The organism is Neisseria wadsworthii 9715 (genome assembly GCF_000227765.1).
Lineage (GTDB): Bacteria > Pseudomonadota > Gammaproteobacteria > Burkholderiales > Neisseriaceae > Neisseria > Neisseria wadsworthii.
Genome location: NZ_JH165159.1, coordinates 2,281,503 through 2,298,094 on the forward strand (window position 1 = coordinate 2,281,503; position 16,592 = coordinate 2,298,094).

11 protein-coding genes and 1 tRNA gene are annotated in these 16,592 nt (G+C 42.2%); 1 reads left to right on the forward strand and 11 read right to left on the reverse strand.

Annotated features, from left to right (window positions below; translation table 11 throughout):
- The first annotated feature begins 176 nt into the window (after positions 1 to 176).
- Complete coding sequence (locus tag HMPREF9370_RS11680) at positions 177 to 1,397, forward strand: calcium-binding protein (protein WP_009117512.1); 1,221 nt, start codon at positions 177 to 179, stop codon at positions 1,395 to 1,397.
- Positions 1,398 to 1,488: 91 nt separating this feature from the next.
- On the opposite strand, the gene aceK is transcribed toward HMPREF9370_RS11680, so the two are convergent.
- The 11 genes from aceK to HMPREF9370_RS10655 all read right to left on the reverse strand — a co-directional run bounded on the left by aceK (position 1,489) and on the right by HMPREF9370_RS10655 (position 16,574).
- Positions 1,489 to 3,255: a bifunctional isocitrate dehydrogenase kinase/phosphatase gene (gene aceK / locus HMPREF9370_RS10610; RefSeq protein ID WP_009117513.1), complete on the reverse strand. Its 1,767-nt coding sequence runs from the start codon at positions 3,253 to 3,255 to the stop codon at positions 1,489 to 1,491.
- A 309-nt stretch (positions 3,256 to 3,564) separates the two neighbouring features.
- Positions 3,565 to 7,743 (reverse strand): DNA-directed RNA polymerase subunit beta', encoded by a 4,179-nt coding sequence (rpoC, locus tag HMPREF9370_RS10615; RefSeq protein WP_009117514.1) that lies wholly within the window; start codon positions 7,741 to 7,743, stop codon positions 3,565 to 3,567.
- Positions 7,744 to 7,876: 133 nt separating this feature from the next.
- Positions 7,877 to 8,101: a hypothetical protein gene (locus HMPREF9370_RS12130; protein ID WP_156793004.1), complete on the reverse strand. Its 225-nt coding sequence runs from the start codon at positions 8,099 to 8,101 to the stop codon at positions 7,877 to 7,879.
- A 267-nt stretch (positions 8,102 to 8,368) separates the two neighbouring features.
- Positions 8,369 to 12,547, reverse strand: a complete 4,179-nt coding sequence (gene rpoB / locus HMPREF9370_RS10620) for a DNA-directed RNA polymerase subunit beta (RefSeq protein ID WP_009117517.1) — start codon at positions 12,545 to 12,547, stop codon at positions 8,369 to 8,371.
- Positions 12,548 to 12,753: 206 nt separating this feature from the next.
- Entirely contained in the window at positions 12,754 to 13,125 is a 372-nt protein-coding gene (gene rplL / locus HMPREF9370_RS10625; RefSeq protein WP_009117518.1) for a 50S ribosomal protein L7/L12, read from the reverse strand.
- Positions 13,126 to 13,191: 66 nt separating this feature from the next.
- Positions 13,192 to 13,689, reverse strand: coding sequence for a 50S ribosomal protein L10 (gene rplJ, locus HMPREF9370_RS10630; RefSeq protein ID WP_009117519.1), 498 nt, complete (start codon positions 13,687 to 13,689; stop codon positions 13,192 to 13,194).
- Between the two features lie 251 nt (positions 13,690 to 13,940).
- The gene (gene rplA, locus HMPREF9370_RS10635; RefSeq protein ID WP_009117520.1) at positions 13,941 to 14,636 is read right to left on the reverse strand and encodes a 50S ribosomal protein L1; all 696 of its coding nucleotides are present in this window, start codon (positions 14,634 to 14,636) and stop codon (positions 13,941 to 13,943) included.
- Positions 14,637 to 14,638: 2 nt separating this feature from the next.
- Positions 14,639 to 15,070 carry a 50S ribosomal protein L11 gene (gene rplK, locus HMPREF9370_RS10640; RefSeq protein ID WP_040667669.1) on the reverse strand — a complete coding sequence of 144 codons (432 nt, stop codon included), beginning with the start codon at positions 15,068 to 15,070 and terminating at the stop codon, positions 14,639 to 14,641.
- A gap of 378 nt (positions 15,071 to 15,448) precedes the next feature.
- Positions 15,449 to 15,988: a transcription termination/antitermination protein NusG gene (gene nusG, locus HMPREF9370_RS10645; protein WP_009117522.1), complete on the reverse strand. Its 540-nt coding sequence runs from the start codon at positions 15,986 to 15,988 to the stop codon at positions 15,449 to 15,451.
- 4 nt (positions 15,989 to 15,992) lie between these two features.
- A complete protein-coding gene (secE, locus tag HMPREF9370_RS11880) occupies positions 15,993 to 16,436 on the reverse strand; it encodes a preprotein translocase subunit SecE (protein WP_009117523.1) in 444 nt (147 codons plus the stop codon).
- 62 nt (positions 16,437 to 16,498) lie between these two features.
- A tRNA-Trp gene (locus HMPREF9370_RS10655) sits at positions 16,499 to 16,574 on the reverse strand.
- Positions 16,575 to 16,592 lie beyond the last annotated feature (18 nt).

A 16,592-nucleotide genomic window follows, 5' to 3' on the forward strand; every position in this document is an offset into this window, starting at 1 on the left:
CTATGACAAATCATTATCAGAATACCGTTTGTTTTATTAATAGGCCACACTTCATAAAAACATATTTATTCTCTCCGCATTAGCTAATATAAACATTGCCTTTACACACGATTTCTAATGATTTTTATCATTAGTTTTAAGGCAATTTTAAATATCAATTTCGGAGGTTAATACAAATGTCATACAACTTTAAAGGTTTTTACGGATATTGCCTGCCTAAAGGCGGTCAAAAATGGCACTCAGGCCATAGCTATGACCATAAAGGCAGCTGGGGTAAAAGCTGGAGTTACAGCAAAGATTTCTCTGGCAAAGGCTGGGGTTATGAAAAAGATTCCTGCTATGGAAAAGGTTGGGGTTACGGCAAAAGCTGGGGTTACAGCAAAGATTCTTGCAATATAAAATGCTGGGGTGGTAAAGATTTCGGCTATGGAAAAGGCTGGGGTTACGGCAAAGGCTGGGATTGCGGTTACGGCAAACAAATTAAAGGTTCTTGGTGCTGGGACAGCAAAAAAGGCTGGTATTTTGAGCCGCAAAGCAAAGTTCCCTCAGACAAAAACGATATCGTTTACGGCACCGACAAAGATGATGATATTTCTACCGGTAAAGGTAATGACATCATTATCGCCAAAGGCGGCAATGATATTCTCGATGGAGAATCCGGTCACGACATCATGATCGGCGGCAAAGGTGACGACACTTATTATGTTGATAACCCATGCGATGTTGTTATCGAAAAAGCAAATGAAGGCAATGACACTATTCTGAGCAGTATAAATATTGCAGCACCCAGCAATGTTGAAAATATCAGCTTGCTGACTGATAACAACCTGTCTGCTATCGGTAACAAGTTGAACAACGTATTACACGGTAATGATGGTCATAACTTCCTGAAATCATTGGAAGGTAACGATAACCTTTACGGCCACGCCGGTAATGACATCTTGGTTGGCGGCAAAGGTAATGACTTCCTAAACGGCGGCGCAGGTTGCGATATTCTAAATGGTGGAGAAGGTTGCGATACATATGTATTCGCACGCGGCTTCGATAACGACGTGATTTATGACTGCGATACCAATCCTGAACACAAAGATATCCTGCAATTCGACGGTGACATCACTGCTTCAGACCTGTGCTTTGAGCGTGTTGGTAACGACCTGTTGATCAATATTGCCAGCCAAGCAGAAGATGGCGGCAAGACTTCTGAAGACAGCGTAACCATCAACAACTGGTTTAAAGGCAGCCAATTCCAAATCGAAGAGTTTGTATTTACTGATAGCAATGTAACTTGGAATGCCAAACAAATCGCTGACGCAGTTAACTGCTACTCTTGCGCAGATACCAGTTTGTCAAACTCTATCCAAGAGCAAATCCAAATACAATCTCAAATTTGCTGCTAAGCCGCTTTTGTATCAATCTATATTGCTAGCTTAGAAACAAATGCCTGTCTGAAAACGTTCAGACAGGCATTTCTGTATAACATTAAAAACATCAAACATCTGTACGGTCTACCAAACCTACTTCGGTCTTTTCCGGTCGGAAGCGCAGAGATTGTGGATACGGATAAAAATCATCCAATTCTCCTTTCATCAAACGGTCTTTTTTACCTTGCCAAAATTCAGGGGTAAGTAAGTCTTTATGATGTTGTAAAAACACTTGCCGCACATCCGGCTCACCAAGCAAAAATGGTGCAAATTCTTCGGGAAACACATCACCTTTATTCACCGGATACCATACTTCCCCCGACATTTCATATTCAGGGTTCGGTGCTGGAGGAATTTTACGGAAATTACAGTCTGTCATATATTCGATTTCATCATAATCATAGAAAATCACGCGCCCGAAACGAGTCATACCAAAGTTTTTATACAACATATCGCCTGGAAAAATATTGGCACTAGCCAACTCTTTTAAAGCAAAACCATAGTCAATAACAGCTGCTGCTTTTTCTTCTGGCGAAGCTTTTTGCATAAAAAGGTTGAGCGGCTTCAAGCGATATTCGATATAAACATGCTTAATCACTACTAAATCATCGGTTTCTTCTATCTGGCTGGGGGCAAGTGTACGCATCTCTTCTAGAAATGCTTCATCGCAGCGGTTTTTCGGCAGCGCCACATCGGAAAATTCCAATGTATCGGCCATTCGCCCTACCCTGTCATGTTTTTTCACTAAAAGGTATTTTTGGCGCACGTATTCCCGATCAAAATCCTTATTGGGTCCGAACGTGTCTTTGATCACTTTGAATACATAGGGAAAAGAAGGTAATGTGAATACACTCATTACCAAGCCTTTAATGCCGGGCGCGAGAATAAATTTATCTTGCGAATTGCTCAAATGGCGGGTAAATTCGCGCCAGAAAATGTTTTTACCTTGCTTATGTAAACCAACCAATGTGTAAAAATCCCCATTTGAACGCATCGGTAACATTTCACGCAAAAAACCCACATATCCACTGGGTACTGGCATATCCACCAAAAAATAGGCGCGCGCAAACGAGAAAAGTACAGAAATCTGCTGAGGATCAAACAAAGCCGCATCAATCTGCAGTTTTTCCTGCCCGTTATGCACCACGGCTAATGCAAACGGGTGTTTACTACTGCCATTAATAATCATCCCAAAAATATAAGCAGACTTATTACGGTAAAATGCAGAGTTCAATACTTGAATATGTAGATTTAATTCTTTTGGCGGCCACTCTTCTTTTAAATAATTCTTTGCTGCATGCAAGATACCGCTGATATCTTGCTTCATGTTTTCAAATGGCACCTTCCAGTTAAAATGATGCAGAATTTTACGCAGACAGCCTCGCAAGCCTTGTGTATCAGGATAAAAAGATTGAAAAATCGTTTCTTCTGAATCAATAAACTCCGTACTGGTTGCGGGCTTCACAAAAATAAATTGATTGTTGAAATATTCCTTGGCAAGCAATTTAGTTGATACAGAATTGAAAAATGTTTCTGCCAATTCAGGTTGTTTGTGATCAATCAATAAGGCTATATATTCTTTTTTTGCTGCCGCCCAAACTTCATCCGGCAAATTACCCGCATTGTACTGCTCACGCAGCGTATCTACCGCTTCAGCAACCCGGTTATCATACATTTGGATGCGCAAAGCAACCAATTCCTGTATTCCTTTCCAATCAGCAGCTTCAAATAAGCCTTTAGCCCGTGCAGAGGCTTCACGATAAAGCGTGTAGTGACGATTGAAGCCTTTCAACATGGTCTCAGCCACAGCGCGAGCAGTTTCACGTTTACTCATTATTTTTCCTTTATATCATTTGTGCTTTTTTCTTTTTGTAACCATACAGCATGAATAGTAATTAATACACAGCAAATTTATTACTAATTAAATGGTGAAATTCATAATAAACCGATACAAGACTATCAGCAGTATTGTTATTCAAGTCAGATAAACCAACTTAGTCTGAAATTTAATCTTTACAACTATATATAACCTTATGACTTTTTCTAATCCTGTGCAAGAACCTCATACCATGCCTGTCTGAAAAACAAAACCGCCAACTGTAATCAGTCGGCGGTTCTTTACCAAGCTTAGTAATATCAGAACTTATTCTGATATCTCTTCACCGGTCTGTTCAACCTCATTGGCTTCAGCCCATTCATTACGACGTGTACGATGGTATGTCAAACCGGTACCGGCAGGGATCAGACGGCCCACAATAACGTTTTCTTTCAGGCCGCGTAATTCGTCATGTTTACCCATGATAGCCGCCTCAGTCAATACGCGTGTAGTTTCTTGGAAGGACGCAGCAGAGATAAAGCTATCGGTCGACAATGACGCTTTGGTAATACCCAGCAGAATGTTATCAAAACGTGCTGGCTCTTTGCCTTCCGCAATTGCTTTTTCATTTGCTTGCATTACATCAGCGCGTTCTACCTGTTCGCCAGGAATAAAGCCGGTTTCACCTGCATCTGCAATGTTCACACGGCGCAGCATTTGGCGGATAATAACTTCAATATGCTTGTCTGAAATCTTCACGCCTTGCAGGCGGTAAACTTCTTGCACCTCTTGCACAATGTAACGCGCCAAAGCTTCAACTCCCTGCAAACGCAAAATATCATGCGGATCTACGGCACCATCTACAATGGTTTCACCCCGGTTCACAACTTGGCCATCGTGCACCAAAATCTGTTTCTCTTTAGAAATCAGCGTTTCATATGCCACACCGTCTAAGTCAGTGATAATCAGACGCTGTTTGCCTTTGGTTTCTTTACCGAACGACACAGTACCTGTTACTTCGGCCAGCATACCGGCATCTTTTGGTACACGCGCTTCAAACAGCTCAGCTACTCTCGGCAGACCACCGGTAATATCACGGGTTTTCGAAGAAGCCTGTGGGATACGCGCTAACACGTCACCTTTACCTACTTCCTGATCTTCACGCACGGTAATAATCGCACCCACTGGGAATGCCATAGATACAGACGTTTCCGTACCCGGAATTTTTACTTCCTCACCATTTTCGTCCAATAGTTTTACTGTCGGGCGCAACAATTTGGAAGCGCTTGATGCACGGCGCTTGCCATCAATTACCACCAAGGTCGATAAACCGGTAATTTCATCGGTTTGCTTGGTAACGGTTACACCTTCTTCGATGTTTTCAAACTTCACACGACCGGCGTGTTCGGTAATCATTGGGCGCGTATGTGGATCCCAAGTGGCCAAAGTTTGGCCGGCTTTCACGCCTGAGCCGTCATTTACCAATAAAGTGGCACCGTAAGGTACTTTATGGCGCTCGCGTTCGCGGCCGATTTCATCATGAATCACCACCTCGGAAGAGCGGCCAATCACAATCAGCTCACCTTTATTATTCATCACATAACGCATTTGGCTGTTAAAGCGTGCCGTACCGTTGGATTTGGCTTCAACTTGGCTGGCCGCTGCGGCTCGGGATGCCGCGCCACCAATGTGGAAAGTACGCATTGTCAACTGAGTACCCGGTTCACCGATTGATTGTGCAGCGATTACGCCAACAGCTTCACCGGCATTAACCAGTTTACCGCGCGCCAAGTCCCGGCCATAACATTTGGCACACAAACCATAGCGGGTTTTACAAGTAATCGGCGTGCGTACTTTTACTTCATCCACACCCGAGTTATCAATCAAGTCAACCAGTTGCTCGCTCAGCAGCGTACCAGCTTCAACCAGGGTCTCTCCACTGGAAGGGTCAACCACATCAGCAGCAGTTACACGACCCAAAATACGGTCACGCAACGGTTCAATCACATCACCGCCTTGAACAACGGCTTTCATAATAAATCCGTCAGAGGTTCCGCAATCGTCTTCAATCACTACCAAATCTTGGGTGACATCCACCAAACGACGGGTCAGATAACCTGAGTTTGCAGTTTTCAATGCCGTATCCGCCAAACCTTTACGCGCACCGTGTGTGGAAATAAAGTATTGCAATACGGTCAAACCTTCTCGGAAGTTTGCGGTAATCGGGGTTTCGATAATCGAACCATCAGGTTTGGCCATCAAACCACGCATACCGGAAAGCTGCTTAATCTGAGCTGCCGAACCACGGGCACCTGAGTCAGCCATCATATAAATAGAGTTAAACGACTCTTGATCGACTTTATTACCTTCACGGTCAGTTACTTTTTGAGTAGAAAGATTATCCATCATCGCTTTAGCGATTTTATCGCCGGTGCGACCCCAGATATCCACTACTTTGTTATACCGTTCACCATTCGTTACCAAACCTTGACGGTATTGATTTTCGATTTCCTTCACTTCGCTTTGAGCTTCGGCCAGCAAGGTTGCTTTTTGCTCTGGCACTTCCATATCGTCCACGCAAATCGAAATGCCCCCTTTAGCCGCCAATGCAAAACCGGTGTACATCAAATGGTCGGCAAAAATTACAGTATCACGCAAACCGCACAAACGGAATGATGCATTAATCAACTTAGAAATTTCTTTCTTCTTCAATGCTTTATTCACATAGTCAAACGGTAGGCCTTTAGGCAGAATTTCGCTCAACAACGCACGACCGACGGTAGTTTCGTAACGGTTAACCACCGGCTCGAATTCACCTTCTTCATTTTTCACCCACTCGCGTACGCGCACAGTAATTTTTGTGCCGAGTTCTACTTGTTTAGTATGGTAAGCACGGTGTACTTCTTTCACATCGGCAAACAGGCTGCCTTCACCTTTACCGTTGATTTTGTCTCGGGTCATATAATACAAGCCCAATACAATATCTTGTGAAGGAACGATAATCGGCTCGCCGTTGGCAGGCGACAATACGTTGTTGGAAGCCAGCATCAAGGTACGTGCTTCCATTTGTGCTTCCAAACTCAATGGAACGTGAACAGCCATTTGGTCACCGTCGAAGTCGGCGTTGAATGCCGCACAAACGAGCGGGTGCAACTGAATGGCTTTGCCTTCAATTAAAATCGGCTCAAATGCTTGAATACCCAAACGGTGCAAAGTCGGTGCACGGTTAAGCATAATCGGATGCTCTCGAATCACTTCTTCCAAGATATCCCACACTTCCGGCACTTCCTGCTCTACCAGCTTTTTCGCAGCTTTTACGGTTGAAGCCAAACCTTGCAATTCCAATTTATGAAAGATGAAAGGCTTAAACAACTCCAAGGCCATTTTTTTCGGTAAACCGCATTGATGTAGACGCAGGTACGGGCCTACGGTAATTACAGAACGGCCTGAATAGTCAACACGTTTGCCTAACAGGTTTTGACGGAAACGACCGCCTTTACCTTTAATCATATCAGCCAAAGATTTCAACGGACGCTTGTTTGCACCGGTCATTGCTTTACCGCGGCGACCGTTATCCAACAATGAATCCACAGCTTCTTGCAACATGCGTTTTTCATTACGCACGATAATGTCTGGTGCATGCAACTCCAGCAGACGCTTCAAACGGTTATTACGGTTGATAACCCGACGATACAAATCATTCAAATCAGAAGTAGCAAAGCGACCACCGTCAAGCGGAACCAACGGACGCAAATCCGGTGGCAACACTGGCAGTACATCCATAATCATCCATTCAAGCTTCATGCCTGAACGCTGAAAAGCCTCCAATACTTTCAAACGCTTGGCAATTTTCTTGATTTTTGTGTCAGAACCGGTGGATTCCAACTCTTGGCGCAATAATTCGATTTCTGATGCAATATCTAGATTACGCAACAAATCACGAATACCCTCGGCACCCATTTTTGCATCAAAATCATCGCCATATTCTTCCAATTTGCTGTAATAATCTTCTTCAGTCAGCAATTGGCGGCGTTGCAACGGAGTCATGCCAGGATCGGTCACTACAAAAGCTTCAAAATACAACACGCGCTCAATATCGCGTAAAGTCATATCCAATACCATACCCAAGCGGGAAGGTAATGATTTCAAAAACCATATATGTGCAATTGGTGCAGCCAATTCAATGTGGCCCATACGCTCACGGCGTACTTTGGACAAAGTTACTTCCACGCCACATTTTTCACAGGTTACACCTTTAAATTTCAAACGTTTGTATTTACCACACAAACATTCATAATCTTTAACCGGACCGAAAATCTTAGCGCAGAACAAGCCGTCACGCTCAGGCTTGAAAGTACGGTAGTTGATGGTCTCCGGCTTCTTAACTTCACCGTAAGACCATGAGCGAATGGTTTCCGGAGAAGCAATGCCGATTTTAATCGCATCAAATTCTTCTTCCATACCTGCTGATTGCAGGGGGTTAAACAGGTCTAACAAAGCTTTCATTTTTTGCTCCTTGGGGTACAAGCTGACCCTCTTTGGCGTTTAAATGGTATTCGGACAGAAAATTCAGTTCGATTTGATACAAGATAATTTGTCGGATTCATTTCCCATGATATAAACTGTTATCTGTTTATCGTTAATTTGTCCAACTTGCAGATAACTTATTTTCAGATTTTCCGCGCTGAACATCACCTTGTAATTCTGAGAACATCCACTCGTCCGTTTGTTTAGCTGATTCTGATTTCAATCCTTGATGTATACGATCCACTTGATGAGTCATGCATCTAAAAAAACTTGCCGGTCTTTGAGAACCAAGTTCCTGCCATCCCGATGCGATACAACAGAAAACTGCCGTCATCATTTGGTATCTTCAGATTCAAAGATAATTCAAGCTTCTTATTATTATCAGCAAATGAAAAAGTCATATCTGTTTCATCAGAACTTTTACATTGCCAACTTCCAATAAGTTACTCAGGGGTTATTGCCAATACAGTAGAAACACTTAACGCCGTCAATAAAGATATTGAAATCTTCTTCATGCCAAACATCCTAATTTCGATTTAACATATCCAGTAGCAAGACTTTCAGACAAGCATACAAGCTTTCCATGCCTGTCTGAAAACCGTTGTCAATACCGCTCTAAATCAATATCCAAGCCCAGTGAACGGATCTCTTTTACCAAAACATTGAAAGATTCAGGCATGCCCGCATCGATTTTGTGTTCACCTTTAACAATGTTTTCATACATCTTCGTACGGCCGGAAACATCATCCGATTTAACGGTAAGCATTTCTTGCAACGTATAAGCGGCACCATAAGCTTCCAGCGCCCAAACCTCCATCTCACCGAAACGCTGACCACCGAATTGTGCTTTACCACCAAGTGGTTGCTGAGTAACCAGTGAATATGGACCAGTCGAACGTGCATGCATTTTTTCATCTACCAAATGGTGCAGTTTAAGGTAATGCATCACACCAACAGTAACCTTACGGTCAAACGGTTCGCCTGAACGACCATCATATAATGTGATTTGGGTTTTGCTATCGTTGAAGCCCATTTTTTGAACTTCCGGATCATCGCTCGGATAAGCCAAGTCCAACATCTCATAAATTTCTGCCTCTTTAGCACCATCGAATACTGGAGAAGCAAAAGTTGCGCCTTCTTTCAAATTCTCAGCTAGTGCCAGAATTTCGTCATCGCTCAATTCCTCCAGATTTTCTTGCTTACCGCTGCCATTGTATAAACGGTTAAGGAACTCACGGATTTCGCCGACTTTACGCTGTTCTGCTAGCATGCGGTCGATGCGCTCACCGATACCTTTTGCCGCCCAGCCCAAATGTACTTCCAGAATCTGGCCGATATTCATACGAGAAGGCACACCCAGAGGGTTTAATACAATATCAACAGGACGGCCATCTGCCATATAAGGCATATCTTCTACCGGCAAAATACGTGATACCACACCTTTGTTGCCATGACGACCGGCCATTTTGTCACCAGCTTGCAAGCGGCGTTTAATGGCGATAAATACTTTCACCATTTTTTGCACACCAGGTTGCAACTCATCGCCTTGAGTCATTTTTTTCTTTTTAATTTCATAAAGAACTTCAGACTCTTCGCGCTTTTGCTGCAAGCTTAGTTTGATCAGCTCAAGTTGCTTAGCCAAATCTTCGTCAACCGGGCGAATATCGAACCAGTCATGCTTGCTGGGCAAACTTGCCAAATATTCAGCAGTAATCTCGCTTCCCTTAGCAAGTTTCATCGGGCCGCCATTTGCTTTTTGGCCAACCAACATACGTTCGATACGATCAAACGCATCATTGTCAAAAATACGCAATTGGTCACCCAAATCTTGGCGGTAACGCTTCAGTTCGGCATCAATAATCGATTGCGCCCGCTTGTCGCGCTGAATACCTTCTCGCGTAAATACCTGAACATCAATAACAGTTCCGCTCATGCCGGTAGGCATACGCAATGAAGTGTCTTTTACGTCACTGGCTTTCTCACCGAAGATCGCACGTAGCAGTTTTTCTTCTGGTGTCAGTTGGGTTTCACCTTTAGGCGTTACTTTACCTACCAACACATCACCGGCCTCTACTTCGGCACCTATATACACAATACCGCTCTCATCCAAACGATTTTGCATACGCTCAGAAAGATTCGGAATGTCGCGGGTAATTTCTTCTGCACCTAATTTGGTATCGCGGGCAACTACGTTCAATTCTTCGATATGAATAGAAGTATAACGATCGTCCGCTGCTACTTTTTCTGAAATCAGAATTGAGTCTTCATAGTTATAACCGTTCCATGGCATGAACGCGATGGTCATATTTTGACCTAACGCTAATTCTCCTAAATCAGTAGAGGCGCCGTCGGCTACCACATCACCACGCTGCAGCACATCACCTGCCTTCACAACAGGACGCTGGTTAATATTGGTAGATTGGTTAGAGCGAGTGAATTTCACTAAATTGTAAATATCCACACCGACTTCACCAGCAGTAGCCTCATCATCATGTACACGCACCACAATACGGTTAGCGTCCACATATTCCACCACACCGCCACGACGAGCAACAATAGCAGTGGCAGAATCAACAGCAACAGAACGCTCAATACCTGTGCCTACCATCGGTTTTTCAGGACGCAAACATGGAACAGCCTGACGTTGCATGTTCGCACCCATCAAAGCACGGTTCGCATCATCATGCTCCAAGAAAGGAATCAATGAAGCTGCTACAGAAACAACTTGACCGGTTGCCACATCCATATATTGGACGCGATCGGCAGTTGCCATGATGGTTTCGCCTTTTTCACGACAGGTAATCAAATCACCGGTCAAATTACCCTCTTCGTCCAGCTCGGCATTTGCCTGCGCAATCACATATCTGCCCTCCTCAATGGCGGACAAATAATCAATTTCGTTAGTTACTTTTCCATCGATTACACGGCGATAAGGCGTTTCCAAGAAACCGTACTCATTGGTTCTGGCATATACAGATAGAGAATTAATCAAACCAATGTTCGGACCCTCTGGCGTCTCAATCGGGCATACTCGACCGTAATGGGTCGGGTGTACGTCACGCACCTCAAAACCTGCGCGCTCACGGGTCAAACCGCCCGGGCCTAAAGCTGACACACGGCGTTTATGGGTGATTTCAGACAGGGGATTGGTCTGATCCATAAACTGACTCAACTGGCTGGAGCCGAAAAACTCTTTAATAGCCGCAGAAACAGGTTTGGCATTGATTAAATCGGTAGGCATCAGATTTTCTGACTCCGCCTGATTCAAACGCTCTTTTACTGCACGCTCTACACGTGACAAACCACTTCTGAATTGATTCTCTGTAAGCTCGCCGACAGAACGAACGCGACGGTTACCCAAATGGTCAATATCGTCTACTTCACCATGACCATTGCGCAGCTCAACCAATGTTGCAATCGAAACAACGATGTCCTCTACGCTTAATACATAGCCACCCTTATCAGCAGCACCCACAAATGTTTCATTAATTAAACGACCATACCAAGACGCTTTTTGAACATCAGTTAATTTTTGTTCATATGTCCGTGTATTAAATTTCATACGGCCAACACGCGACAAATCATAGCTATCTTCATTAAAGAATAAACGGTTAAACAACAACTCAACCGCTTCTTCCGTGGGCGGTTCACCAGGACGCATCATACGGTAAATAGCCACGCGCGCAGCTTGCTGATCAACTGTTTCATCGGTACTCAATGTCGCTGAAATATAACCGCCTTGATCAAGCTCGTTGATATAAAGTGTTTCTAAATTAGTAACGCCATGAATATCTAACTGTGCTAACAGCTCCTCTGTAATCTCATCATTAGCAACCGCTAACACCTCCCCTGTATCAGGTACGATAACATCTTTAGCCAAAATCTTACCTAGCAATGAATCTGGCTCTATAGCTAAGCGTTTAAGACCTGACTTTTCAATATCACGGATATTCTTGGCAGTAATACGCTTACCAGCATTAACCAATACAGTACCATTCGCATCAACGATATCTAACTTGGCTGTTTCACCCTTTAAACGGGTAGGTACTAAGTCTGTTTCGATACCGTTTTTAGACAAATAAAAAGTTTCTTTATCGTAAAAAGTGTCTAAAATTTGCTCATTATTGTAACCTAAAGCCTTCAAAAGGATAGTTACTGGCATTTTCCGTCGGCGATCAATACGAAAATACAACAAATCTTTCGGATCAAATTCAAAATCCAACCATGACCCACGATAAGGAATCACACGGGCAGAAAACAATAACTTACCAGAAGAATGAGTTTTACCGCGGTCGTGCTCAAAAAATACGCCGGGGGATCGGTGAAGCTGAGATACGATAACTCGCTCAGTTCCATTGATTACAAAGGAGCCGCTAGGTGTCATCAGTGGGATTTCACCCATATATACTTCATTTTCACGTACTTCTTTTATTGCAGGCTTGGAAGATTCTTTATCCAAAATTACTAATCTGATACGGGCACGTAAAGGAGCTGCATAAGTAATACCACGCAATTGACATTCAGCAATATCAAAAAGAGGCTCACCTAAAATGTAGTGCACAAATTCAAGGCGAGCATAACCATTGTGACTAACAATTGGAAAAATAGAATTAAATGCAGCTTGCAGGCCATTATCACTACGTTTATCAAAAGGTTTTTCTTGCTGCAAAAACTTAGAATAAGAATCCAATTGTGTTGCCAACAAAAATGGTACATTCAAGACATTCGCACGCTTCGCAAAACTCTTGCGAATACGCTTCTTTTCAGTAAACGAATAGCTCATGTAGAAACTCCAAAAATGGAAAGAGAATAAAAAATGGATTTATTGGAACATTAACTTTACAAAGGCCCAATCCACATCACTAAATTTACATAAATTTACAAAATAATTATTTCAATCGGCAAATTTATGTAAATTATAAATAACGTTTTCATATAAAGCGAAATAAGGCTGGCAGTAAACTGCCAGCCCAATCTTTGGATAAAAGCTTATTTAATTTCGACTTTAGCGCCTGCTTCTTCCAACTGTTTCTTAATGTCATCAGCTTCTGCTTGAGAAACACCTTCTTTAAGAGTTTTTGGAGCACCATCAACCATATCTTTTGCTTCTTTCAAGCCCAATCCAGTAATGGCGCGCACAACTTTAATTACACCCACTTTTTGATCACCGGCAGAAGCCAAAACAACATCAAATTCAGTTTTAGCTTCAGCAGCAGCGCCGCCTGCAGCGGGACCAGCTGCAACTGCAACTGCAGCTGCTGATACACCAAATTTTTCTTCGAACGCTTTAACCAAATCGTTCAATTCCATGACAGTCAAGTTACCAACTGCTTCTAAAATGTCTTCTTTAGTAATAGCCATGCTATCTAACTCCTAAATATCTTAAATCTAAAATAAATTAATTTTTAAATATAACAAAACTGTTTATTAAGCAGCTTCGCTTTCTTTCTTCTCTGCCAAAGCAGCAAGTCCACGTGCAAAGCTTGAAACAGGTGCTTGCATAACAAACAACAACTTAGACAACAATTCTTCACGACTTGGGATAGATGCCAAGTCACTAACCTGACCAGCATCCATTAATTCGCCATTATAAGAACCTGCCTTAATAATAATTTTGTCGTCTTTTTTCGCAAACTGATGCAATACTTTTGCAGCAGCAACGGCATCTTCTGATGCAGCATAAACCAAAGGACCAACCATTTGATCTGCCAAAGCAGCAAATGAAGTACCTTCAACTGCGCGACGAGCCAATGTATTTTTAAGAACACGTAAATATACGCCTTCTTTTCGTGCATTGGAGCGTAACTCAGTCATGCTAGCAACACTGATACCACGATATTCAGCGATAACCATAGTTTGAGCATTAGCAATACTTTTACTAATTTCTTCTACGGCTGCTTTCTTGGTTTCAATATTGAGACTCAAGGCCTACCTCCCACTGTTTAATAATCAAAATATCTTGAAAAAGATATTTCACCAGCGCGGCAACCTGAAAAGACATTTCACAAGCAATTTTGCTTAAAAACTTCAGGACTACCGTCTGCGTAGGGTTTTATATTAAATCTCTCGATCCCTACGGTCTTGGACACCTACTTAAAATTATTGATTAAGTAGCCCATCTTAAGCAACTTCCAAACACTCCTGAATAATCCAGAAGTTGCTCAAAATCATATAATTTAGTTATTCACACTTGCCGTATCGACACGAACACCTAAGCCCATAGTGCTGCTAACAGCCACTTTTTTCAAATATTGGCCTTTTGCTGCTGCAGGCTTGGCTTTAACCAAAGCATCCAACAAAGCATCAAAATTCTCTTTTAGATCAGCCTCAGAAAAAGAAGCTCGACCAATCGTTGCATGCACAATACCTGCTTTATCTGTACGATATTGGATTTGCCCCGCTTTTGCATTCTTAACAGCTTCTGCAACGTTTGGGGTTACCGTTCCCACTTTAGGGTTTGGCATTAGCCCGCGAGGTCCTAGAATAGTTCCTAACTGCCCTACTATACGCATGGCATCAGGAGATGCAATAACAACGTCAAAATCCAAATTACCCTTTTTGACTTCCTCTGCTAAATCTTCAAAACCAACAACGTCAGCGCCAGCCACCTTAGCAGCCTCAGCATTGGCACCCTGAGTGAATACGGCCACTCTAGTAACTTTACCTGTGCCTTTTGGCAACACTACAGAACCACGAATTACCTGATCAGATTTACGAGGATCAACACCCAAATTAAAAGAGGCATCAACTGACTCGTCAAATTTAGCTATCGCAGCTTTCTTTACTAAAGAAATGGCTTCATCAATTGAATACAATTTATTAGCATCAACCGACTCTCTCAATGCCTTCAAACGTTTAGATACCTTAGCCATTATTACACACCCTCCACATCAAGACCCATAGAACGTGCAGAACCAGCAATGGTGCGAACAGCAGCGTCCAAATCAGCAGCAGTTAAATCAGGCTCTTTTGTTTTCGCAATTTCTTCCAATTGCGCACGAGTTATTCTACCCACCTTATTAGTTAAGGGATTCGAACTACCTTTTTGCAGACCAGCAGCCTTTTTCAACAAAATTGCAGCCGGAGGCGTTTTCATAACAAAAGTAAAAGATTTATCAGCAAACGCTGTAATTACAACAGGAATAGGAAGCCCTGGCTCCATCCCTTGAGTTGCCGCATTAAATGCTTTACAAAATTCCATAATATTCAAACCACGCTGACCCAATGCCGGACCAACTGGCGGAGAAGGATTAGCCTTACCTGCAGGAATTTGCAGTTTGATATAACCAATAATTTTTTTTGCCACAATTAAACTCCTAATAACGGGTACAACGTAGAAATAATTCCACTCCCCAAAAATCAAGCTTTGAATTATAGCATCATTTTTTTTCAATTGCAATCAATGAAATAAACTTCTACGATCCAAAAATGAAAAGCCGCCTGAGACCTTTGCAATAATATAAGTTACTAAAATTTTATTCTCAATAAAATCCTCAAAATGAAAAACCTTTCTGATTTTGCCTATTTTTTACTCAAAATCAGAAAGGTTTTAGTCAATTGAAAATTTTTAGCACATTTTTATGCGTCAAATTTCGTTAATAGACTATTTTTGCAAAAGTCTCCGCCTAATATTTCATAAGCAGCTTCATATTTGCATCTAAACAAAATTAAGTCACATAAAACTTTAGATTTTTTCAACCTGACTGAACTCCAACTCAACAGGCGTCTCTCTACCGAAAATCTGAACCAAAACTCTTAGTTTATTACGCTCATAATCGACATCTTCAACAACACCATTAAAGTCAGCAAAAGGCCCTTCATTTACTCTTACTTGCTGGCCAACATCAAATTCAACCTTGGGCTTAGGTTTACGTTCAGCACCACTCTTGCCCACTTGACTCATAAGAGCTTCCACCTCTTTCTGAGATATAGGAAGAGGACGATTTGCAGTACCGCCAATAAAACCATTTACTCTAGGGGTGCTTTTTACCAAATGCCAAGATTCATCTGTCATTTCCATTTCCACAAGCACATACCCTGGAAAGAATTTCCGCTCACTTACAGTACGTCGCCCATTCTTAATATCAACAACCTCCTCAACTGGCACAAGAATCTCACCAAAATATTTTTCCATATTCTCACGAATAATTCGCTCCTTTAGGGTTTTTTGGACGTTTTTTTCAAAACCAGAATAGGCCTGGACAACATACCAGCGTTTAGACATTTCTTTAACCCTTCAACAATACCGCATTAAACACTACAGTAATCAGGCTATCTACAGCATAAATAAATGCCGACAATATTAGCGCAAACATGATCACTCTAATCGTAATTCTAGTTGACTCTGCTCTAGTAGGCCAAACAACTTTCTTAAATTCAGCATATGAATCTTTAACATAGAGAAGAAAGTCCCTACCATACTGACACCAAGACAAGATCAACACCACTACAATTAGCCCACTCAAAGCTAAAATCACATATCTTAAATACAATGAAATATTTAAGATATTAGTGTAATATACCCACAATCCCAAACCAAATACAGAAAATGCAACAACAGATTTCACATAATCAGCAACACCTATTTTCTTTGTTGCCGAGTTGTTTTTTTTATCCCATTGATTGATGCCTTTTTCAGATGAATATGATTCAGACGGTGTTTTTTCTGTCATTTTAAACCCAACTTAAAATTAATAAAAACTAACCGACTCATGGCCGGTTAGTTTTTTTGATTTGGCAGGCCAGGAGGGTCTCGAACCCCCAACCCTCGGTTTTGGAGACCGATACTCTACCAATTGAGCTACTGGCCTCTAACTTTTAAGCAATGA

Bases quoted from the DNA above. Each gene is read 5' to 3' on its own strand.
- HMPREF9370_RS11680 (WP_009117512.1), top strand. From the start codon at position 177: ATGTCATACAACTTTAAAGGTTTTTACGGATATTGCCTGCCTAAAGGC.
- aceK (WP_009117513.1), bottom strand. From the start codon at position 3,255: ATGAGTAAACGTGAAACTGCTCGCGCTGTGGCTGAGACCATGTTGAAA.
- rpoC (WP_009117514.1), bottom strand. From the start codon at position 7,743: ATGAAAGCTTTGTTAGACCTGTTTAACCCCCTGCAATCAGCAGGTATG.
- HMPREF9370_RS12130 (WP_156793004.1), bottom strand. From the start codon at position 8,101: ATGATGACGGCAGTTTTCTGTTGTATCGCATCGGGATGGCAGGAACTT.
- rpoB (WP_009117517.1), bottom strand. From the start codon at position 12,547: ATGAGCTATTCGTTTACTGAAAAGAAGCGTATTCGCAAGAGTTTTGCG.
- rplL (WP_009117518.1), bottom strand. From the start codon at position 13,125: ATGGCTATTACTAAAGAAGACATTTTAGAAGCAGTTGGTAACTTGACT.
- rplA (WP_009117520.1), bottom strand. From the start codon at position 14,636: ATGGCTAAGGTATCTAAACGTTTGAAGGCATTGAGAGAGTCGGTTGAT.
- nusG (WP_009117522.1), bottom strand. From the start codon at position 15,988: ATGTCTAAACGCTGGTATGTTGTCCAGGCCTATTCTGGTTTTGAAAAA.
- secE (WP_009117523.1), bottom strand. From the start codon at position 16,436: ATGACAGAAAAAACACCGTCTGAATCATATTCATCTGAAAAAGGCATC.